The organism is Qipengyuania soli (genome assembly GCF_015529805.1).
In the GTDB taxonomy this organism is placed as follows: Bacteria; Pseudomonadota; Alphaproteobacteria; order Sphingomonadales; family Sphingomonadaceae; genus Qipengyuania; species Qipengyuania soli.
Window position 1 is genome coordinate 629,329 of the sequence record NZ_CP064654.1, and the last position, 19,330, is coordinate 648,658.

Here is a 19,330-nt window from a genome sequence, read left to right on the forward strand (position 1 = left end):
CATACCAACCGGTTGGTATGGTGCCAAGGCGCTTGCGACGAAGCGCACGAAAATGGCGTCGGATCAATCTATTGCCGAAACGCCCAGCGCAGCGTCTTGCCCGCACCCCAAGTCGCTGCGCGGGCCGGAATGCCCCCGAGTCCCGGGCGTTCGAGGCCAAGCATGGACCGCGCAAATGGCGGCAATAGGGCAATGGACTCGGCCATGATGGCCTTTTGCAGGGCGACCGGCGCACCCTCTGGCCTGATCGCGACGACGAATTGCGCGACCTCGCGCGCCTCGGGGCTGGTTCGCAGGTCGTCCCGCAATTCACGAAATACTGCTTCGGCCTCGCGCCGGTTAGTCGGGACAGGATCGGCGCCCAATGCAGCGGCGATTAAAGCGAACTGGCGATAGTATTCGTCCTGCTCGTGGCCGGGCATGTCCGGGCGCACGTGGCGCAAGTAAGCCGCAAGGAAGCTGGTCGCTTCCGCGACATGGACCCAGGCGAGGGTGCGCGGATCGCGCGCGGAATAGGGCGTGCCGTCGGGCAGGGTGCCGTTGACAGAGGAGTGGATGCGATTAACCCGCTCGATCGCCTGCATCGCGATGTCGCGCTGGGCGAAAGTCGTGTCCGTGATGAAATGCGCTGTCCGGCTGAGCCGGCCATGCATGTCCTCGCGGAAGTTGGAGAAGTCGAGCACGCCCTGCAAGGCATGGGGGTGGAGCATCTGCAGGAACAGGCTGCGGATTCCGCCGACCATCATCCCGATGATGTCCGCGTGAACCATCCGGATCGGGCTGTCACGCTCGAACAGGGCATCGTCGGACGACTGTCTCGGCGTTGCAGAGGCGTCGCCCTCATTGAAGGCTGCGCGGACGTTGCCCACTATCCGCTGGCGTAGAAATTCGAGGGGGTCTGGGCGACTCACACTGCCAATATAGGCTTGGCGCGCCCGCGATAAATCCCTAGGCCGCAAGCGCGATGAACAAGATGCAGAACACGAATATCGACGTCAGCGGCAAGACGCTGATGGATGGTCCGGACCGCATGGTGAAGGTGCGCGAGGTCTTCGGCATCGATGTCGATTGGGAAGTGCCCGCCTTCTCGCTGAAGGACGAGCGCGTTCCCGAGATCGATCCCGAATACGTCTTCGATCCCGACACGACTCTGGCGATCCTCGCCGGTTTTGCTCACGATCGCCGCGTGATGGTCCAGGGCTATCACGGCACGGGCAAGTCGACGCATATCGAACAGGTCGCGGCGCGCCTGCGCTGGCCTTGCATCCGCATCAACCTCGACGCGCACATCAGCCGTATCGACCTCGTCGGGCGCGACGCCATCGTCCTGCGCGACGGGTTGCAGGTGACCGAATTCCGCGAAGGCCTGCTGCCGTGGGCACTGCAGCATCCGGTGGCGCTGGTGTTCGACGAATACGACGCGGGCCGCCCCGACGTGATGTTCGTGATCCAGCGCGTTCTGGAACAGCGCGGCAAGCTGACCCTGCTCGACCAGAACCGCGTGATCCACCCCGATCCCTATTTCAGGTTGTTCGCCACCGCGAACACGGTCGGGCTAGGCGACACATCCGGCCTCTATCATGGCACGCAGCAGATCAACCAGGGCCAGATGGACCGCTGGAACATCGTGGTCGGCCTCAATTACCTTCCCGCCGACACTGAGCAGAAGATCGTCGAGGGCAAGGCACCGGACGTCGATCCAAGGGTTTTGGCCGACATGGTCAAGGTTGCGGACCTGTCGCGCCAGGGCTTCATCAATGGCGACATATCGACGGTGATGAGCCCGCGCACGGTCATCACATGGGCCCAGAACTACGAGATCTTTGGCAACATCGGTTTCGCTTTCCGCGTCTCCTTCCTCAACAAGTGCGACGAGGAAGAACGCATGCTGGTGGCGGAATATTACCAGCGCGTCTTCGGAGAGGATTTGCCGGAAAGCGTGGTCGGACGGTCGTCGTAGTGGGCGGTTAAGCTGCAACCCTCTATGCATGGCTGTGTTGTTAGTATAACACAGTAGGCAATGGGCGTTTTCGATACTTTCAGGCGCAAGCGCGACACGGACGCAGGCTTCGAGCCGCACCGGGGATACTACGCGCTGCACGACTCGCTCGATTACGACGACTGGGACGACCGCCTGGACCGTCTCGACGATGCTGTGCGCTTCGAGGAAAAGCGTCGCCAGCGCTGGTGGCAGCGGGAATATTGGCGTGGTCGGCGCAAGCGTTGGTGGGCGGTGCGTATCGCCGCTGGCCTGGTCGGACTTTTCATCGTGCTTTTCGCATGGCTCGCCATCACGGCACCGCTCAACAAGTCGTTGCAGCCGATCGCTGCGCCGCAAGTCACCTTGCTGGCCGCTGACGGCACGCCGATCGCGCGAAACGGAGCGATTACCGACGAACCCGTTGATGTCTCGAAACTCCCACCTCACGTCATCGAGGCCTTCATGGCAATCGAGGACAGGCGTTTCTACGACCATTGGGGTGTAGATCCGCGGGGCATAGCGCGTGCGGCATTCACCGGTACCGGCGGCGGAAGTACCATTACCCAGCAGCTTGCCAAGTTCACATTCCTTTCTCCCGAGCGAACTTTGACGCGCAAGGCTCGCGAGGCGATGATTGCCTTCTGGCTGGAGGCCTGGCTGACCAAGGACGAAATCCTCGAGCGCTACCTTTCGAATGCATACTTCGGTGACAACGTTTACGGCCTGCGCGCGGCAAGCCTGCATTACTTCTATCGCCAGCCGGAAAAGCTGCGACTGAACCAGGCGATCATGCTCGCGGGCCTGGTTCAGGCGCCTTCGGCCTACGCACCCACGCGTCACTATGACCGTGCCGTCAAGCGCATGGGCATGGTCACCAACGCCATGGTCGACGCCGGCTACCTCACCAAGGCCGAGGCGCGCCAGGTGCGGCCGCCGTCACTCGATGTTCGGATGCGTAACAACCTGCCGACAGGAACGTATTTTGCCGACTGGGCGCTGCCCGAAGCACGCAAGGTGACCGAGGGCGGCTATGACCGCCAGACCCTCACAACCACACTCGACAGCAGGCTCCAGAACATTGCCCGTCGGGTCACCCAGCGTGCTCCCCTGGGCAAAGCCCAGGTCGCTCTCGTCGCGATGCGGACCAATGGCGAGGTCGTGGCGATGATCGGCGGCAAGGACTACGCCAAGTCACCATTCAATCGTGCGACGCAGGCGAGGCGGCAACCGGGATCGACCTTCAAGCTGTTCGTCTACCTCGCGGCGCTGCGGGCCGGGTGGGAGCCCGACGACCTGATCGACAACTCCGAGATAACGCAAGGGAGTTATCGGCCCAAGAACTCGCGCGGGCGCTACTCTCCAACACTGACGCTGGAGCAGGCTTTTGCGCAGTCTTCCAACGTGGCGGCGGTGCGCCTGCTGCAAGAGGTCGGTAGCGACAAGGTCATCGCCACTGCACGCGATCTCGGCGTGACGTCTCCGCTCGACAAGGGCGATCCCACCATGGCGCTCGGTACGAGCACGATGACGCTTCTGGAACTGACCTCGGCTTACGCTGCGGTCGCGGCAAATGCCTATCCGGTTGAGCCGCATGCTTTCGCCAAGCCTGAGCGCAACTGGTTCGAAAACCTTGTGGACGGCCCGTCGAGCTTCTCGCGGTCTACCCATGACGAAATGGAACAACTTCTGCGCGCGGCCATCAACAGCGGGACAGGGAAGGCAGCAATGTTGAGCGGTCCCAATTTCGGCAAAACAGGCACAACGCAGGACAATCGCGATGCGCTGTTCGTGGGCTATGCAGGCGATCTGGTCGTGGGCGTGTGGATCGGCAATGACGACAATACGCCGTTGCAGGGTGGCATTTCCGGTGGCGGACTGCCCGCTCGCATCTGGCGCGACTTCATGACACAGGCATTGGGCGTCCAGTCGACGCCGCAAAGCAATCCGGACGAGAATGCGGATCCCGGCGGCCCCATCGAACCGCTCGACGTACCTGATCTTGAAGACATTCCACTTGGGGATGGTACGTCTCGACTACGTGTGCGGGACGGCACGGCCGTGCTCTCCACCGAAATCGACGGCATCCCGGTTGAAATCGAGGTCGGCGATCAGGGGGTCGTCGTCGACGAGGCTGCCATCGAGGAAGCGCGACGCCGTGCTGCCGAGGAAGCCGCGAGGGCGATCCGGCGCCGAGAGGAAGAAATCGTACCGAACTAGTCAGCCATGAGGACATTCATGACCGCAGTGGCGATGGGCCGTGCGGGATCGTCCTGCCATGCCTCAACGGTGATATTGGCACTGCGGCGCCCGAGTTTGGTTATCCGTCCCTTGGCGAAGCTCGTCCGGCTCTTGCCCGCGGCGAGGTATTGAACGGTGATGTTGATCGGCTTGAGCATGGCGTCGCGACCCAGTCGCTCCAGTTCGGCGCGTAGCACGGCATAGCCCGCCGTCTCGAGCAACCCGCCGGTTGCACCTCCGTGATAGTGTTCGGGGCGCCCTTCTACAGTTTCGTCGAAATCGACCCGCATGACGGGCACACCCGCGTCCCAGCCATCATGCGTGATGCCGAGCGACCGCGCGTAGGGCGTCAAGGCGACGATCTGCTCCTGCTCAGGCATCGTGCATCACCCGCGTGTTGGGAGCAATCTTCATGAAGACGGCCTGGATGTGGGCGACTGGGTCGTCGATGTCGCCATCGTGGGCGACACCGCGGACGAATGCGGCGCTGCGGGTGACGCGATAGCACTGCGAGCGCCCGAAGACGGCTGCACCCTCGCGGGCGGGGCGAACATAATCCACGCGAAGGTCCAGCGTCGCGATCGCGGTGAAATCATCCATCGCCCGCCAGATCGCCATGCCGCTCGCCATGTCCATCAGGCTGAGGATCGGGCCCGATGCCAAGACGCGCTGGCCCTCTTCTCCGAGCAAATCCTCACGCCACGGTAACTCGAGCTCAACCCAGTCCTCGCCATGGTCGGAATATCTGAGGCCGAGCCAGCCGGAATGGCCCCTGCTGACGAAGAACGGCGTCGCGGCACGGGGATCGAATTTGCGTGGCTGGTCGGTCATTCATGCCGCGATAGCCACGGGTTCCCGCAGCTTACAATGTTTTAATTTCAAGCGCGGCGAGGGACAGGCCAGCAGTGCCCCGGGCGGGCGTGGACAAGGGGTCGTGGCCCGCCGGTACTAGGGAAGCAAAAACATGAATCTGCCCAAGATCGACATCGCCAGCCTGCCCGGCATTGACCAGGTAACCGGCCTGTTCGGAAGCCTCGTCGCCAGCGGCGGCAAGATGGACGACACAGTCGTGGTCGTCATGGTCTATGTCTACGACACGACCGGCGGCAATCTTTTCTGAGGCCCAGGGCGCGATGCAGACCAACGAAGCATTGCGTGCGCTGCGCGGGGATGTCCCCGCGCAGCATCGGGCGCAAAAGGCGATGGAGAAGGTGGTTGCTGACTGGCGCTCGTCCGGTTTGGGGGGCGCGGCAAGGGACGAGCTGAAGCGCTTTGGCGAGGGAGCGGAATGGAAGGACTGCCCCACCCTTGTCCAGCTGATCGGGGACCATGCCATGGCAACGGCTCTTGTGACGCCGTTGATCGAAGGCATCGCAGCGGCATTGCGCGACCACCCCTTTGGTCATGTGCCGTTTCGCCACCAGCTGTCGGACGGGGTTGCGATGTTGCAGCTGATCCAGGCTGGCCCAGCCGTCGTGACCCTGCTCGCATATGGCGAAGAGGCAGCCGTACCTGCTCCCGAGACAGTTTCGTTTTCCGACGTCGAGCGGCATGAGATCGTGCTTTCGGGTGCCGCAGACCTGCGCATTGCCGAACTCATCCAGGAAACTGGCACCCATGCTGCCATCGATTGCAGTCCGCGACGTGTGGTCGAGGGCGAACCGATGCATTTCCCGCCCGATGTTGCCCGGATTGCCGAGAAGATCCACGGGCAGATGGTGGTGCTGAGAGTGGCGCGATCGCCGCTTCAGCCTCGTCCTTCACGGGCATTTCGCCTTGACGACGGTTCTTTGGTGCACCGTGCCAGCGGGGACAGGGGCGAGAGCCGGCGCGAGATCGCGATGGCGGTGCTCGGACGAATGGGACGCCACGACGCGGCACCACTTCTTGCCGAATTGGCGCGCGAAGGCAGCGATCATTTTCGCTGGCAGGCATTGCGCGAATGCATCGCGCTCGACAGCGCGACAGGCTTTGCCGCGCTCACCGAATGCGCCAATGCCACCGACGACGCGCTGGCCGGCCACGCGGGTGCCCTGCGCGCCCACCTCGTCGAAGCCTATCCGCAACTCGCGGGCCTGAAGGAGAGCGTGCCATGCCCCGTGTAATCGAGAACCTCGCCGCCGAGTCGCTGTCCATCGAGCATGCCCTGGCGTTCCTCGGGGACGGTTTCAGTCCCGCGGACGAGGAGAGCACTTTCGAGGCCGCACAGCTTCTCGCAGGTCTCGGCCGCAACCGGGACTTCCTCGGCGACCTGCTGGTGGACCAGCTGCGCAACCGCCATCGCGACGGCGGGATAGAGAGCGCCTATGGGCCACAGGCGATTGTCCTCTCACCCGTCCGAGGAAAATGCTTCTTGCGCGCCAATATCTGGCCGAGCGAGGACGAAGCCTGCTTCACCGCCAGCGGCGCGCGCAACTTCGTCTATGGCCTGCCGCACGACCACAATTTCGACTTCCTGACGGTCGGTTACTTCGGACCCGGGTACCGCAGTGACTATTACGAATACGAATACGTGAGCGTGACGGGTTTCCGTGGCGAGGTGGCGAACTTGCGCTTCGTCGAACGCAGTGCGCTGCACGAGGGACGGCTGATGCACTATCGCGCCCATGTCGACATCCATTCGCAATTGCCCCCGGAAGCGACCTCGATATCGCTCAACATCATGCATGTGGACGCCGCGCAGGGCTGGTTCGACCAGTACGGCTTCGATCTCGACAGCAATGCGGTGACTGGCGTGCTCAATCCGACGTCGACCGAAACCTTCCTGCGCTGTGCAGTCGGGCTGGGAGGCCAGCGCGCCCTGGATCTCGCCGAAACCTTCGGCAGGCGACATCCGAGCGACCGGTTGCGGCTGGCCAGCTATGAAGCGCGCGCAGGACTCTGTCGCGAAACCGGCGAACGGGATGCGCTGTGGCGCGAAGCGGAGCTGTCGGGAAGTCGCCTGCTGGCGATGGAAGCGGCCGCGCGAAGGCGGGCGCTGGCGGCCTAGAAACCGCCGCCTGCCAATGCGTCGATCGCACCCTGGAGGATGACGGCGGCGGCGTGGCTGTCGATCTTCTCGGCGCGCTTGGCGCGGCTCATGTCCTGGGCGATCATCGCCCCTTCCGCGCTGGCAGTGGACCAGCGTTCGTCCCACAGCAGCACCGGCAGGTTCAGCGCGGCAGCGACATTGCGCGCATAGGCACGGCTGGCCTGTGCACGCGGTCCTTCGCTGCCATCCATGTTGCGCGGCAGGCCGATGACGACGCCGCGCACGCCGCGCTCCGCGACTATCGAGCGCAGGGCTTCGCTATCCTTGCCGAACTTCCCACGGATGATGGTCTTGCCGGCCGTGGCAAATCGCCAACCCGCATCGCAGGTTGCGACGCCCACTGTCTTGGTACCGACATCGAGCGCCAGCAAGGCACCGCCGTCGGGCAGCGCGTCACCGAAGTCGAGCCGGTTGTCGGTTACGAAGGGCTTTGCGTCCATGCCTTCACCCGCGCGACAACGTCTTCCTGCACGTTCTTCCAGAACAGCGGGATATCATAGACGTGATAGTTTCCACCCGGCAGCACGCCTTCTCCCAGTGTCGGGGGCTCGCCGATGTAGAGCAGGCCATTACTGCCGCACCGCGCCGGCACCGCTCCTGCAACCAGCGAACCCGAGGTCATGCCCTCGTCAGGCACCAGAGTGCCGAGGTTGGCGCTCGCGGGTGCATTGCCGCCGGTGGACCCGGTCAGCGGATTGACGCAGAGGATCGGACCGTCGCCGCGCGGCTGGCCATCATAACCTGGCGTCGCCTTGTAGCGTTCCATGATGAGTGAAGCATCGCCATCTTCGGCAAAGGCCGACCAGGCAAGCAGGCACTGTGTCTGTGCGGGCGCCGCGCAGGCCGGGAAAGGCAGGGCCGGAAGGTCATGTTCGACCGAAACCGGCCAGCCCGGTGCGTAGACTGCGACGATGCGCTTCTCGAGCGGTGTGCCGGCGACTTCCTCGCGCAGGAGGCGCAGGGCATGTGCCGCACCCTGGCTGTGCCCGGCGAGCACGATCGGCTTGTCGGCGTCCACGCTCTCCACGAAATAGCGGAAGGCCTGGAGAACGTCGGCATAGGCAGCATCGATCGCCCTTGCCGCTTCGGGCTTGTCGGTAAGGAAGGCACCTGCCCCTGCTTGGCGGTACTTGGGTGCCCAGATCTCGTCGGCGCGATTGAACGGGCTTGCGAGGCCCTTGAGAAAGAGACGGGCCCGGCTGTTGGTCGAGGCATCGTCGAGCGTCGCGTTCCAGTCGCCTCCAGCCTTGATGTAACTCGTGGGGGGAACGAAGAAGACAGCAAAGGACGGCAGTTCACTGGCATCGGCCGGTTCACCGGGCAGGGTGGCGGTCGCAGCCATCGGGTTCCCCTGGTCGAGGCTTTGCTCTGCGGCGGGCGCGTCGGGCGAGGGAGTTCGGGTCGCGGGATCGACAGGCGCTTCGGCAATGGCGGGCTGGTATCGGGCCGGGTCTTCGGTTCCGATGCCGGGGCGCGAGTACCACATGTCCGGGTCTTCGTACGCATTGGCCGCCAGCGGCTTCTGTTCGACGAATTCACCGCGTGGGACGAAGGCGATCTGCGTCGCCTCGCGCGACCAGATCGACAGGGCGATCGCACCGGCGATGACGATGACGATGATCACCGCAATCAGGTAAAGGAACTTGCGAGCCATCAGGCAGGCTCCGCCTTCATGGCACCGTGCCGGGCATCGTCGCCCTTCTGCAGCCGGACCGCGCGACGCTCGAGCGCCACCTTCATCATGGCCAGCATCGGGTCAGCCAGCGCTAGGCCGAGGATCCCGAACAACGCACCGAAGATGAGCTGTGCGGAGAGAACCAAGGCTGGGGCGAGATCGACCGTCTTCTTGGCGATCATCGGCACAAGCACGTACCCGTCGAAGTTCTGGACGAGGAAATAGACGAAGATCGTATAGAGCCCCATCTCGGTCCCGCCGGAAAAGCCGACCAGCACCATCAGCACGCCGGAGATGATCGCTCCGATGTTGGGGATGAAGGCGAGCAAACCCGTCAGCAAGCCGAGCAGCGCCGCCATCGGCACCGGTTCAAGCCCGATGATCATCCCGCCGAATGCCAGCATGATCCAGGTGAAAAACCCTTCGAAGCCCATACCGAGGAGGCGACCGGCGAGCAGGCGGCGCATGGTGTAGGCCTGATAGCTCAGCGTATCGAAGAAGGCATCGCGTCGGCCTTCGGGGATCATCCACGCAACACCGCGCTCGTAAACCCGCGGGTCGATGGCGAGATAGATGCCGATTATCGCAATCAGGAAGGCCGTGGTCAGCCCGCCGAAGATGCCGCCGATTGCCTTGGTGACCGTGCCGACGCCGCTGACCAGGTTGCTGGCGATCTTCTGAACGTCTTCCTGCCCGATCGCGAAGCCCTTGGACTGGAGGAACGCCAGCAAGCGACCGATCTGCTCGCCGATGATGGCCGGAAATTCGGCGGCCTGCTGCGAAATCTGCGAACCCGCGAAATAGCCGAGCCATAGCAGGAAGGCGACGGTCAGGAGCAGCACGATCGCAACGCGCCAGTTGCGCCCTATCGGCAGGATGCGGCCCAGCAGGCGCGCTCCTCCATCGATCATGGCGGCGAACACAAGCGCCCCGAAGATAACCAGCAAGGACTGCGACAGATGGACCGCAAGGACGATCAGCCCGATGACGAGACCCCAGACGAGCGCCTTCGACGCTTCGTAACGAAGCTTGGGACTTTCGATCCGCGTTGGGCTGGCCCCGGCAGTGTCACCGCCCTTGTCGTTTGTCGAACCGGACGGCGATGTATCTGTCATTGCGTGCTTTTCCTCTCTGCGAGCGGTGGCCGCAGAGTGGTCCAGGCGCGTCCGTCACGCAAGCTTGTAAACCAGCTGATCGGGTTCAGCGTCGTCGTTCCGTCGAGCGAGAAGGTGATGAACTCCGCCCGTCCGCCGATATTGGCCAGAGGGACGGGACCCAGCAGGCCGCGGTCGCTGATGGTCTCGCGACTATCGGCCGAATGGTCGCGATTGTCGCCCATTACGAAAACCGCATCGTCGGGAACGGTGATCTCGGCGAAATTGTCGAGCTGCTGCCGCTCGTGGTCGATGATCAGGTAGGTAGCGCCATTGGGCATGGTTTCGCGCATGACGGGGACGCGGCAGACGCGCTTGCCGGCGTCGTCGGTGGCACGGAAATTGTCGAGGTCGAAGCCGTCGCAGCGCGAATTGGCATCGAGCGGCAGGTCGATGGCGGGCTCAACCTTCTGTGGAACCGGCGTGCCGTTGAGGATGATCTGGCCGTTCTCGACAGCGATGCGGTCGCCGGGCAGAGCAACGACGCGCTTGATGTAATCCTCGTCACGCTCCGGGTGCACGGGGATGACGATGTCGCCGTATTCAGGGGTCGCGGCCCACAGCCGCCACTTGCTACGCGGCGCGAGGTGGAAGCTGATCGAGGACCAGTTCCAGCCATAGGGATACTTGCTCACCACCAGGCGGTCGCCGACGAGCAGGTTCGGCATCATCGATTCCGACGGGATATAGAACGGTTTCGCGATGAAGCTGTGGAACGCGAAGACCGCGAGCAGCATGATGGCGAGACCGCGGATTTCCGCCAGCCAGTCGACCTTATCGTCGGTCTTGTCTTTCTTTTTCTTGGAAATGTCGTTCACTGCCGGGCTGCCGGTACTCATGCGGGAATGGCCTCGATGATCACGTAGGCCTGAGCCCATGGATGATCGTCGGTGAGGGTAAGATGAATGCGCGCCTCATGGTCGTGCGGAATCATTTCCGCAAGCCGGATTGCAGCCCCTCCGGTAAGGGCGAGCGTTGGTGCACCCGAAGGCGCGTTCACCACGCCGATGTCCTTCATGAATACACCCCGCCGAAATCCCGTGCCGACAGCCTTGGAGAAGGCTTCCTTGGCGGCGAAGCGCTTGGCGTAGGTGCCTGCGATGGTGAAGGGTCGGCGGCGGGCCTTGGAAATCTCGATTTCGGTGAAGACCCGCTGCTCGAAGCGTTCGCCAAAGCGTTGAAGGGAGTTCTGGATCCGCTCGATATTGCAGAGGTCGGAGCCGAGGCCGATGATCACGGGCGCGCCTCGTCCATCAGGTCGCGCATCCGGCGCACGGCTGCTTCCAATCCGACGAATACCGCTTCGCCGACAAGATAATGGCCGATGTTGAGCTCGGCCAGCTCGGCTATGGCGGCGATGGGTTTCACGTTTTCGTAGGTCAGGCCGTGCCCTGCGTGCGGTTCGATACCCAGCTGGCGGGCGAGAGCGGACATTCTCGCTATGCGATCCAGCTCGCGCGCTTCCCGTTCGGCATCGCCGTCGAGGCCGGCATGCGCGTATTCGCCCGTGTGAAACTCCACCACCGGCGCGCCAAGGCGTTGCGCGGCTTCGAGCTGGCGCTCGCTTGCTTCGATGAAGAGCGAAACGCGAATGCCCGCATCGGAAAGGCGCGTGACTATCGGTGCAAGCTGGTTGTGCAGGCCTGCCGCGTCGAGCCCGCCCTCGGTGGTACGCTCCTCGCGCTTTTCGGGAACGATGCAGGCGGCGTGCGGCTGGTGGGCCAGCGCGATGGCGAGCATCTCTTCGGTCGCTGCCATCTCTAGGTTCAGCGGCAGATCGGTCGCTGCCTGGATACGACGCAGGTCGGCGTCGCGGATATGACGCCGGTCTTCGCGCAAATGGGCGGTGATCCCGTCACCGCCCACAGCTGCGACGATCTCGGCCGCGCGCACCGGATCGGGGTGATCGCCGCCACGCGCGTTCCGGATGGTCGCGACATGGTCGATGTTCACCCCGAGGCGCAGTCGCTGGCTCAAGCCGCGCGGCTCCCGGGCTTTGTCACGGGGATCGCTGCCAGTTCAGGTGGCACTTCATCCTCGGCATAGGAGGGGAAGTTGATGTCGACGAGCGGGAAGAAGGGCACGCCCAGGTCGGCGGTGCCATTGGAGCGGTCGACGAGCGCGCACTCGGCAATAACCTCGCCGCCTTCGCGCCCGACGGCGTCGATCGCTTCGCGGCTTGAAAGGCCGGTCGTCACGACGTCCTCGACCATCAGCACCTTGGCGCCCGGTTCAAGGCGGAAGCCGCGGCGCAAATGGAAGACGCCCTCCGGCCGTTCGAGAAACACGGCGTCCTTGCCCAGGGCACGGCCCATTTCGTGTCCGATGATCAATCCGCCCATCGCCGGGCTCACCACCACGTCGATCTGGCTGCGGATTTCACGCGGGATTCGCTGGGCCAGTGCAAGTGCCAGCCGCCCGGCGCGTTCCGGGTTCATGAGCACGCGCGCGCACTGCAGGTAATGCCCGCTGTGGCGCCCGCTCGAGAGCTTGAAATGGCCTTCGAGGAGGGCCTCGCTGGCGCGGAATTCGCTGAGGATGTCTTCGTCTGTCATACCGGTCTGGCTCAAAGCGCGTTGCGCCGCTTTAGGCAAGGGGCAAACGAATGTGCATATTTTTCTCGCCTGCCCGCTTGAGGCCCGCGCAAAGCCTGCCTATAGGGCAGCCCAAATCGCGCCCCTGCGCCGGGGGAATCCCTTGCGCGCGGCCGGTGAATGAGGGTCACTCCGACCGAGCCGATAACGAGACACGAAAGAGCGTCCAGAGATGAAATTTCATGGCTCCCGCAACGGGTTCCACCGCATCGCAGCCGGCCTTTCCATGGCACTGGCCCTTACGCTCAGCCCGGTGCTGGCAGTTGCGCAGGACGCGCCTGCCGCTGAGGTAGAGCCTGCTGTCGAGGCGCCCGTCGCTGCCGATGCTGCCGCGACCGATGTGACCGCGGCCGATGCAGCTGCACCTGCAGCAGGATCGTACACGCCGATGAAGCCGACTGCCGGCAAGGGCATGCCCGTCGAACGTGGCATCGATGTTCAGGACCAGTATTCGCCGACCGGCGATTTCGCGCACGGCCTGCACATCGGCCTGGTCTGGGTGATGGCAATCATCAGCGCTTTCGTGCTGCTGCTCTTCGTCATCGTCATCGTCCGCTTCAATGCAAAGGCGAACCCGGTTCCCTCGAAGACCAGCCACAACACGCTGATCGAAGTCGTCTGGACCGTCGTCCCGGCGCTGATCCTGCTCGGCATTGCGATCCCGTCGATCACGTTGATCTCGAAGCAGTACAAGAGCCCGCCGAAGGATGCGATCACCGTCAAGGCGATCGGCTACCAGTGGTACTGGGGCTACAATTATCCCGACAATGGCGACTTCGAAGTCGTGTCGAACATGCTCAAGGAAAAGGCTGACGTTAAGGCCGGCGAGCGTTTCCGCACAGATGACGACGGCCCGTCGCACCTCGCGGTCGACAACCGCATGGTCCTGCCGGTCGGCGTTCCGATCCGCCTGCAGACCACTGCAGCCGACGTGATCCACTCGTTCGCAGTGCCGAGCCTGTGGTTCAAGCTCGACGCGGTCCCGGGTCGCCTGAACGAGAAGATGCTCATCATCAAGGAACCGGGCGTCTACTTCGGCCAGTGTTCGGAGCTGTGCGGTGCGCGCCACGGCTACATGCCGATCGCCATCGAAGCGCTGCCTCTTGACCAGTTCAACGCCTGGGTCGTTGCCCAGGGCGGAACGGTGAAGGGCGCGAAGGCTGAAGAAGCTGCGGCGCCTGCTGCAGCTCCGGCTGCCGCAGCGCCGGCTGAAGGCGAAGCCGCACCGGTTGCTGCTGAAGCCACCACCTGATATTAGCAATTACTGATATACGAAGCCGAGAGAACAGACCGATGGCCACTACCGCCGACCACTTCCAGGCTCACGACGACCACGCACACCATGATGCCGACCACAAGCCCGGCTTCTTCGCGCGCTGGTTCATGTCCACCAACCACAAGGACATCGGCACGCTGTACCTGATCTTCGCGATCATCGCCGGCATCGTCGGTGGCGCGATTTCGGGTATCATGCGCATGGAGCTGGCTCAGCCCGGCATCCAGTACCTGCAGTTCTGGGCGGAGTTCATGGGCGGCAATGCCGACTTCGACACCTCGCTTCACATGTGGAACGTGTTCATCACGGCTCACGGCCTGATCATGGTCTTCTTCATGGTCATGCCGGCCATGATCGGCGGCTTCGGCAACTGGTTCGTACCGCTCATGATCGGCGCGCCCGACATGGCGTTCCCGCGCATGAACAACATCAGCTTCTGGCTGACCGTCGCCGGGTTCTTCAGCTTGCTGTTCTCGCTGTTCGTACCGGGCGGCACCGGCCCGGGCGCGGGTACCGGCTGGACCGTCTATGCTCCGCTGTCGACCAGCGGTTCGCAGGGTCCGGCTGTCGACTTCGCGATCTTCTCGCTCCACCTCGCGGGTGCGGGCTCGATCCTCGGCGCGACCAACTTCATCACCACCATCTTCAACATGCGCGCGCCGGGCATGACCCTGCACAAGATGCCGCTATTCGTATGGTCGGTGCTCGTTACCGCCTTCCTCCTGCTGCTCGCGCTGCCCGTGCTTGCTGCGGCGATCACCATGCTGATCACCGACCGCAACTTCGGCACGACCTTCTTCGACCCCGCAGGCGGCGGTGACCCGATCCTTTACCAGCACCTGTTCTGGTTCTTCGGCCACCCCGAAGTGTACATCATGATCCTGCCGGGCTTCGGCATGATCTCGCAGATCGTTGCGACCTTCAGCCGCAAGCCGGTGTTCGGCTACCTCGGCATGGCCTACGCCATGGTCGCAATCGGCGTCGTCGGCTTCGTCGTGTGGGCCCACCACATGTACACTGTCGGCCTCGACGTTAACACGAAGATGTACTTCACCGCGGCGACCATGGTCATCGCAGTCCCGACGGGCGTGAAGATCTTCAGCTGGATCGCCACCATGTGGGGCGGTTCCATCCAGTTCAAGTCGCCCATGGTCTGGGCGATCGGCATGATCTTCCTGTTCACCGTGGGTGGCGTTACCGGCGTGTACCTCGCCAACGGCGGCGTGGACGACGTGGTGCACGACACCTACTTCGTCGTCGCGCACTTCCACTACGTGCTGTCGATGGGTGCGGTGTTCTCGCTCTTCGCGGGCTTCTACTACTGGTTCCCGAAGATGAGCGGCAAGATGCACTCCGAGCTGCTGGCCCACCTCCACTTCTGGGGCTTCTTCATCGGCGTGAACGTGATCTTCTTCCCGCAGCACTTCCTCGGCCTGCAGGGCATGCCGCGTCGCTACCCCGACTATGCGGAAGCCTATGCCTACTGGAACGAGATCAGCTCGCTCGGCTACGAAATCATGGCCGGTTCGATGATCTTCTTCTTTGCCAACATCGTGTACGCCTTCGTGGCGGGCAAGAAGGCCGCAGACAATTACTGGGGCGAAGGCGCCACGACGCTCGAATGGACGCTGTCGAGCCCGCCGCCGTTCCACCAGTTCAGCGAACTGCCGGTGATCGAAGACCATCATACTGCCGACGATCACATGAGCCCCAAGCCCGCTTCGGCGTAAGGCGCAAGGCAATCGAACAAGCAGCGGCCGGTCCCCAAAGGGCCGGCCGTTTGCCGTTGAGGACCAGGAGAAGAGCATGCCCGAAATGCGCACCATCGATGTCGGCGAACTGAGCCTGCGCTGTGCCATCGAGGGCCCGGAGCCGGGCACGGCGCCGCTTGCCATCATGGTCCATGGCTTTCCTGAAAGCTGGTACAGCTGGCGTCACCAGCTTGGCCCGGTTGCCGCTGCCGGGTTTACCGCCTGTGCCATCGACGTGCGGGGATATGGCGGCTCGGACAAGCCTCACGCAGTCGATGCCTACGCAATGGAACACATCGTCGCAGATCTCGTGGGCCTCAAACTGGCGCTGCACCCCGATGAACCCGCTGTGCTGATCGGGCACGACTGGGGGGCGCCGATCGTATGGAACACCGCGCTCACCAATCCCGACCACTTCCGCGCGGTCGCGGGCATGTCCGTGCCGTTCGCCGGCGTGCCGCAACGCCCCTTCACCGAGGTGTTCCGCGAAAATTTCACCAGCCAGGGCCGGTTCTTCTACCAGGAGTATTTCCAGGAGCCGGGTGTGGCCGAGGATGAGGCCGAACGCGATCCGCGCGACTGGGTGGCGCGGATGATGTATTCGATCAGCGGCGATGTCCCGCCGGGCGAATACTGGAGCAAGCAGCTGGGCGCGACCTTCCTCGAGGGGTTGCCCGATCCGCAACCCGTCCCGTGGCTGACCGAGGAAGACCTCGACTACTACGAGGGCGAGTTCAAGGCGTCGGGCTTTCGAGGCCCGCTCAACCGCTACCGCAACCACGAGAACGATTACGAGTGGCTGCAAGGCTGGGTGGGCAAGAAGATCGAACAGCCCGCGCTGTTCATCGGTGGCACCCGCGATCCGGCCACGACCCTCTTCGGCGCGGTTGCCGACCCGGTGGCCATGATGCTTCTGTTCGCTCCGCGCGTCGAAGGCCATGTCCTCGAAGGTGTCGGCCACTGGACGCAGCAGGAGCGGCCCGAAGAGGTCAACCGCTTGCTGATCGACTGGCTAAAGCGACTCTAGCGCCCTATATGGCCCCCGATTCCATGACCCAGGCGATCCCCACCCAACTCCCCGCCGACTGGCGAGACTTCTTTGCGCTGACCAAGCCGCGCGTGATGACGCTGGTGATCTTCACCGGGTTGTGCGGCCTGCTTGCCGCGCCGGGAAGCATTCACCCTGTGCTGAGCTTCACTGCCATTCTCTGTATAGCGCTGGGCGCGGGCGGGGCGGCTGCGCTCAACCAGTGGTGGGAAGCGGATATCGATGCCGGGATGAAGCGTACCGCGCAGCGCCCGCTGCCTGCAGGTCGGCTTCATCGCACCGACGCACGCGATTTCGGCATTCTCATCTCGGCTGCTTCGGTCGTCATCATGGGGCTGGGCGTCAACTGGCTTGCGGCTTCCATCCTGGCGATCTCGATCTTCTACTACGCTGTGGTCTACACCATCTGGCTCAAGCCGCGCACACCGCAGAACATCGTCATCGGAGGCGGCGCCGGGGCCTTCCCACCGATGATCGGCTGGGTTGCCGTTACCGGCGACATCACCTTGATGCCGGTCCTGCTGTTCGCGATCATCTTCATGTGGACGCCGCCGCATTTCTGGGCGCTCGCGCTGTTCGTGAAGACCGATTACGCAAATGTCGGCATTCCAATGATGCCGGTCGTAAGGGGCGAGAAATCGACCCGTCGCCAGATCCTCGTTTACACGGTCCTGCTGGCCCCCATCGCCATCGCGCCTTGGTATCTCGGCTACACGGGCGCGGTCTACGGCGTGATCGCCTCGGCACTCAGCCTTGCTTTCTTCGCCCTCGCGCTGCCTGTGGGCCTGCGCGACACGGCGGAGGGCGATACGATGAAGCCTGAAAAGCGCCTGTTCGGTTTCAGCGTCGCCTATCTCTTCGCCCTGTTCGCTGCGCTGGTGGCGGATGCCTATCTCACCCCCATGTTGATGGCCTGATGATGACTCCCGAAGAAGAAGCCGAATTCCGTCGCCGCCAGAAGAGCCGCAATCTTGTGCTCGGCGGCATCCTGCTGGGCCTTGCCGTCCTGTTCTACGTGATCACCATCGTCAGGATGTGAGGCCATCATGACTGCTGCAACGCTGCAAGCCCGCAAGAACCGCACCGCAATGCTGGCGCTGCTTGGCGCTGCTGCGATGCTTGGTCTCGGTTATGCCGCTGTCCCGCTTTACCAGCTGTTCTGCCAGGTCACCGGCTTCGGCGGCACGACCCAGCGCGCCAGTGAGAGCGACGCCGACATCGCCGCTCGCCAGGCGGCGAGCGGTGCGGCACGAACGATCTCGGTTCGCTTCGATGCCAACACCGCGGGCGACGTACCGTGGAGCTTCCACCCGGAACAGCCGACCGATACGGTCACGATCGGCCAGCGCGACATGGCCATCTACATCGCCAAGAACAATTCCAACGAGCGCATCACCGGCACCGCGACATTCAATGTCGAGCCCGAGCAGGCCGGCAAGTATTTCAACAAGATCCAGTGCTTCTGCTTCACCGAGCAGGTGCTCGAACCGGGGCAGCAGGTTCGCATGCCGGTGCTTTATTACGTCGATCCGAAGGCGCTCGACGATCCGAACATGGACGGGGTTGAGCAGATTACCCTGTCATATACTTTCCACCGGGCTTTGGATTTAGCCGAGTAGCCCCTAGACCCGCGCGCATTGGCGCATTAAGGGCCTCCGCAAAGCGAAAACCAGGACGCGTAAACATGGCTGGCAACGTCAATCACGAATACCACATTCTCGAACCCGATATCTGGCCGCTGATCGGCTCGATTTCGGCGCTCACATTCACCAGCGGCATGGTGCTGTTCATGCACGACATGCCGAGTGCGAAGATCGTCCTCGGCCTTGGCATCATGGGCCTTATCGCGACCTTCTTCAGCTGGTTCTCGAACATCGTGAAGGAAGCCCAGCGCGGCGATCACACTCCCGTCGTGCAGCTTCACCTGCGCTACGGCATGATCCTGTTCATCGCTTCGGAAGTGATGTTCTTCGTCGGCTGGTTCTGGAGTTTCTTCGACTTCGCACTGTTCCCCTCGACGATTTCCGAGGTGGTTGGCGGGCAGTTCCCGCCCAAGGCGATCGAAGCGGTCATGGACCCCTTCAGCCTGCCGCTGCTCAACACGCTGATCCTGCTTTGCTCGGGCACCACGGTCACCTGGGCGCACCACTCGCTGATCCATGGCGACCGTGACGGTCTCAAGAAGGGCCTCTGGCTGACCATCCTGCTGGGCGCGCTGTTCACCAGCATCCAGGCCTATGAATACGCCCACGCGCCGTTCGGCTTCGGTGGCAACACCTACGGCTCGGCATTCTACATGGCGACCGGTTTCCACGGCTTTCACGTGCTTGTCGGCACGATCTTCCTGATCGTCTGCCTCGTGCGCACCTACAAGGGCCACTTCACCCCGCGCCAGCACTTCGGCTTCGAAGCGGCTGCGTGGTACTGGCACTTCGTCGACGTGGTGTGGCTGTTCCTCTTCGTCGCCGTCTACGTCTGGGGCGGCTGGGGTGCACCCATCCACTGATGTCCTCGGACATTCGGATTACGGCAGAGGGCAGCCCGGCTTAGGTCAGGCTGCCCTTCGCTTTTAGAAAGCCCTC

General features: G+C 63.3%; 22 protein-coding genes. 12 read left to right on the forward strand and 10 right to left on the reverse strand.

What is annotated here, in order from left to right; all coding sequences use genetic code 11:
• Nucleotides 1-68 precede the first annotated feature (68 nt).
• The gene (locus IRL76_RS03125) at nucleotides 69-869 is read right to left on the reverse strand and encodes an oxygenase MpaB family protein (RefSeq protein ID WP_246449954.1); all 801 of its coding nucleotides are present in this window, start codon (nucleotides 867-869) and stop codon (nucleotides 69-71) included.
• Nucleotides 870-964: 95 nt separating this feature from the next.
• Here IRL76_RS03125 and cobS point away from each other — a divergent pair, with 95 nt between their 5' ends.
• Nucleotides 965-1,960 (forward strand): cobaltochelatase subunit CobS, encoded by a 996-nt coding sequence (gene cobS, locus IRL76_RS03130; RefSeq protein ID WP_200983062.1) that lies wholly within the window; start codon nucleotides 965-967, stop codon nucleotides 1,958-1,960.
• A gap of 60 nt (nucleotides 1,961-2,020) precedes the next feature.
• On the forward strand, nucleotides 2,021-4,198 hold the full coding sequence (locus IRL76_RS03135) for a transglycosylase domain-containing protein (protein WP_200983063.1): 2,178 nt from the start codon (nucleotides 2,021-2,023) through the stop codon (nucleotides 4,196-4,198).
• Here IRL76_RS03135 and IRL76_RS03140 read toward each other — a convergent pair.
• Both IRL76_RS03140 and IRL76_RS03145 read right to left on the reverse strand, forming a co-directional pair.
• Nucleotides 4,195-4,599 (reverse strand): PaaI family thioesterase, encoded by a 405-nt coding sequence (locus IRL76_RS03140; RefSeq protein WP_200983066.1) that lies wholly within the window; start codon nucleotides 4,597-4,599, stop codon nucleotides 4,195-4,197. The two genes, IRL76_RS03135 and IRL76_RS03140, sit on opposite strands and share 4 nt — an antisense overlap.
• On the reverse strand, nucleotides 4,592-5,050 hold the full coding sequence (locus tag IRL76_RS03145) for a PaaI family thioesterase (RefSeq protein ID WP_200983068.1): 459 nt from the start codon (nucleotides 5,048-5,050) through the stop codon (nucleotides 4,592-4,594). The genes IRL76_RS03140 and IRL76_RS03145 overlap by 8 nt, the downstream gene beginning before the upstream one ends.
• Nucleotides 5,051-5,183: 133 nt before the next feature.
• On the opposite strand from IRL76_RS03145, the gene IRL76_RS03150 reads away from it, so the two are divergent.
• The 3 genes from IRL76_RS03150 to IRL76_RS03160 are packed head-to-tail and all read left to right on the forward strand — an operon-like array spanning nucleotide 5,184 to nucleotide 7,208.
• Nucleotides 5,184-5,339: a hypothetical protein gene (locus tag IRL76_RS03150; protein WP_200983070.1), complete on the forward strand. Its 156-nt coding sequence runs from the start codon at nucleotides 5,184-5,186 to the stop codon at nucleotides 5,337-5,339.
• Nucleotides 5,340-5,352: 13 nt separating this feature from the next.
• Nucleotides 5,353-6,324: a HEAT repeat domain-containing protein gene (locus IRL76_RS03155; protein WP_200983072.1), complete on the forward strand. Its 972-nt coding sequence runs from the start codon at nucleotides 5,353-5,355 to the stop codon at nucleotides 6,322-6,324.
• The gene (locus tag IRL76_RS03160) at nucleotides 6,312-7,208 is read left to right on the forward strand and encodes a transposase (protein ID WP_200983074.1); all 897 of its coding nucleotides are present in this window, start codon (nucleotides 6,312-6,314) and stop codon (nucleotides 7,206-7,208) included. The genes IRL76_RS03155 and IRL76_RS03160 overlap by 13 nt, the downstream gene beginning before the upstream one ends.
• Here IRL76_RS03160 and ruvX read toward each other — a convergent pair.
• From ruvX to pyrE, 7 genes are read right to left on the reverse strand one after another with little or no spacing between them, the layout of a single operon-like run.
• Nucleotides 7,205-7,690 carry a Holliday junction resolvase RuvX gene (ruvX, locus tag IRL76_RS03165; protein ID WP_200983076.1) on the reverse strand — a complete coding sequence of 162 codons (486 nt, stop codon included), beginning with the start codon at nucleotides 7,688-7,690 and terminating at the stop codon, nucleotides 7,205-7,207. The genes IRL76_RS03160 and ruvX overlap by 4 nt on opposite strands.
• Complete coding sequence (locus IRL76_RS03170; protein ID WP_200983078.1) at nucleotides 7,669-8,904, reverse strand: DUF3089 domain-containing protein; 1,236 nt, start codon at nucleotides 8,902-8,904, stop codon at nucleotides 7,669-7,671. The genes ruvX and IRL76_RS03170 overlap by 22 nt, the downstream gene beginning before the upstream one ends.
• Nucleotides 8,904-10,040, reverse strand: a complete 1,137-nt coding sequence (locus IRL76_RS03175) for an AI-2E family transporter (RefSeq protein WP_200983080.1) — start codon at nucleotides 10,038-10,040, stop codon at nucleotides 8,904-8,906. Before IRL76_RS03175 ends, IRL76_RS03170 begins: the two co-directional genes overlap by 1 nt.
• Entirely contained in the window at nucleotides 10,037-10,918 is an 882-nt protein-coding gene (gene lepB, locus IRL76_RS03180; RefSeq protein ID WP_200983082.1) for a signal peptidase I, read from the reverse strand. The genes IRL76_RS03175 and lepB overlap by 4 nt, the downstream gene beginning before the upstream one ends.
• Entirely contained in the window at nucleotides 10,915-11,316 is a 402-nt protein-coding gene (gene acpS, locus IRL76_RS03185) for a holo-ACP synthase (RefSeq protein WP_200983084.1), read from the reverse strand. Before acpS ends, lepB begins: the two co-directional genes overlap by 4 nt.
• Entirely contained in the window at nucleotides 11,313-12,056 is a 744-nt protein-coding gene (locus tag IRL76_RS03190; protein ID WP_200983086.1) for a pyridoxine 5'-phosphate synthase, read from the reverse strand. Before IRL76_RS03190 ends, acpS begins: the two co-directional genes overlap by 4 nt.
• Entirely contained in the window at nucleotides 12,053-12,634 is a 582-nt protein-coding gene (pyrE, locus tag IRL76_RS03195) for an orotate phosphoribosyltransferase (RefSeq protein WP_200983087.1), read from the reverse strand. The genes IRL76_RS03190 and pyrE overlap by 4 nt, the downstream gene beginning before the upstream one ends.
• 211 nt (nucleotides 12,635-12,845) lie before the next feature.
• Between pyrE and coxB the strand changes: the two genes are divergently transcribed.
• The 7 genes from coxB (at nucleotide 12,846) to IRL76_RS03225 (ending at nucleotide 19,254) form a co-directional block, all read left to right on the forward strand.
• Complete coding sequence (gene coxB / locus IRL76_RS03200) at nucleotides 12,846-13,925, forward strand: cytochrome c oxidase subunit II (RefSeq protein WP_200983102.1); 1,080 nt, start codon at nucleotides 12,846-12,848, stop codon at nucleotides 13,923-13,925.
• A gap of 41 nt (nucleotides 13,926-13,966) precedes the next feature.
• Entirely contained in the window at nucleotides 13,967-15,679 is a 1,713-nt protein-coding gene (ctaD, locus tag IRL76_RS03205) for a cytochrome c oxidase subunit I (protein ID WP_200983103.1), read from the forward strand.
• Nucleotides 15,680-15,755: 76 nt separating this feature from the next.
• Nucleotides 15,756-16,727: an alpha/beta fold hydrolase gene (locus IRL76_RS03210; RefSeq protein WP_246449955.1), complete on the forward strand. Its 972-nt coding sequence runs from the start codon at nucleotides 15,756-15,758 to the stop codon at nucleotides 16,725-16,727.
• A gap of 23 nt (nucleotides 16,728-16,750) precedes the next feature.
• Nucleotides 16,751-17,665, forward strand: coding sequence for a heme o synthase (locus tag IRL76_RS03215; RefSeq protein WP_200984156.1), 915 nt, complete (start codon nucleotides 16,751-16,753; stop codon nucleotides 17,663-17,665).
• Nucleotides 17,665-17,787 carry a hypothetical protein gene (locus IRL76_RS14640; protein ID WP_281388141.1) on the forward strand — a complete coding sequence of 41 codons (123 nt, stop codon included), beginning with the start codon at nucleotides 17,665-17,667 and terminating at the stop codon, nucleotides 17,785-17,787. The genes IRL76_RS03215 and IRL76_RS14640 overlap by 1 nt, the downstream gene beginning before the upstream one ends.
• 7 nt (nucleotides 17,788-17,794) lie before the next feature.
• Complete coding sequence (locus tag IRL76_RS03220; protein ID WP_200983105.1) at nucleotides 17,795-18,367, forward strand: cytochrome c oxidase assembly protein; 573 nt, start codon at nucleotides 17,795-17,797, stop codon at nucleotides 18,365-18,367.
• Between the two features lie 65 nt (nucleotides 18,368-18,432).
• Nucleotides 18,433-19,254, forward strand: a complete 822-nt coding sequence (locus tag IRL76_RS03225; RefSeq protein WP_200983107.1) for a cytochrome c oxidase subunit 3 — start codon at nucleotides 18,433-18,435, stop codon at nucleotides 19,252-19,254.
• Nucleotides 19,255-19,330 lie beyond the last annotated feature (76 nt).

Bases quoted from the DNA above. Each gene is read 5' to 3' on its own strand.
- IRL76_RS03155 (WP_200983072.1), top strand. From the start codon at position 5,353: ATGCAGACCAACGAAGCATTGCGTGCGCTGCGCGGGGATGTCCCCGCG.
- IRL76_RS03215 (WP_200984156.1), top strand. From the start codon at position 16,751: ATGACCCAGGCGATCCCCACCCAACTCCCCGCCGACTGGCGAGACTTC.
- ctaD (WP_200983103.1), top strand. From the start codon at position 13,967: ATGGCCACTACCGCCGACCACTTCCAGGCTCACGACGACCACGCACAC.
- IRL76_RS03135 (WP_200983063.1), top strand. From the start codon at position 2,021: ATGGGCGTTTTCGATACTTTCAGGCGCAAGCGCGACACGGACGCAGGC.
- IRL76_RS03225 (WP_200983107.1), top strand. From the start codon at position 18,433: ATGGCTGGCAACGTCAATCACGAATACCACATTCTCGAACCCGATATC.
- IRL76_RS03210 (WP_246449955.1), top strand. From the start codon at position 15,756: ATGCCCGAAATGCGCACCATCGATGTCGGCGAACTGAGCCTGCGCTGT.
- IRL76_RS03145 (WP_200983068.1), bottom strand. From the start codon at position 5,050: ATGACCGACCAGCCACGCAAATTCGATCCCCGTGCCGCGACGCCGTTC.
- coxB (WP_200983102.1), top strand. From the start codon at position 12,846: ATGAAATTTCATGGCTCCCGCAACGGGTTCCACCGCATCGCAGCCGGC.
- pyrE (WP_200983087.1), bottom strand. From the start codon at position 12,634: ATGACAGACGAAGACATCCTCAGCGAATTCCGCGCCAGCGAGGCCCTC.
- IRL76_RS03160 (WP_200983074.1), top strand. From the start codon at position 6,312: ATGCCCCGTGTAATCGAGAACCTCGCCGCCGAGTCGCTGTCCATCGAG.
- IRL76_RS03150 (WP_200983070.1), top strand. From the start codon at position 5,184: ATGAATCTGCCCAAGATCGACATCGCCAGCCTGCCCGGCATTGACCAG.
- IRL76_RS14640 (WP_281388141.1), top strand. From the start codon at position 17,665: ATGATGACTCCCGAAGAAGAAGCCGAATTCCGTCGCCGCCAGAAGAGC.
- lepB (WP_200983082.1), bottom strand. From the start codon at position 10,918: ATGAGTACCGGCAGCCCGGCAGTGAACGACATTTCCAAGAAAAAGAAA.
- IRL76_RS03175 (WP_200983080.1), bottom strand. From the start codon at position 10,040: ATGACAGATACATCGCCGTCCGGTTCGACAAACGACAAGGGCGGTGAC.
- ruvX (WP_200983076.1), bottom strand. From the start codon at position 7,690: ATGGACGCAAAGCCCTTCGTAACCGACAACCGGCTCGACTTCGGTGAC.
- IRL76_RS03170 (WP_200983078.1), bottom strand. From the start codon at position 8,904: ATGGCTCGCAAGTTCCTTTACCTGATTGCGGTGATCATCGTCATCGTC.
- IRL76_RS03140 (WP_200983066.1), bottom strand. From the start codon at position 4,599: ATGCCTGAGCAGGAGCAGATCGTCGCCTTGACGCCCTACGCGCGGTCG.
- IRL76_RS03220 (WP_200983105.1), top strand. From the start codon at position 17,795: ATGACTGCTGCAACGCTGCAAGCCCGCAAGAACCGCACCGCAATGCTG.
- cobS (WP_200983062.1), top strand. From the start codon at position 965: ATGAACAAGATGCAGAACACGAATATCGACGTCAGCGGCAAGACGCTG.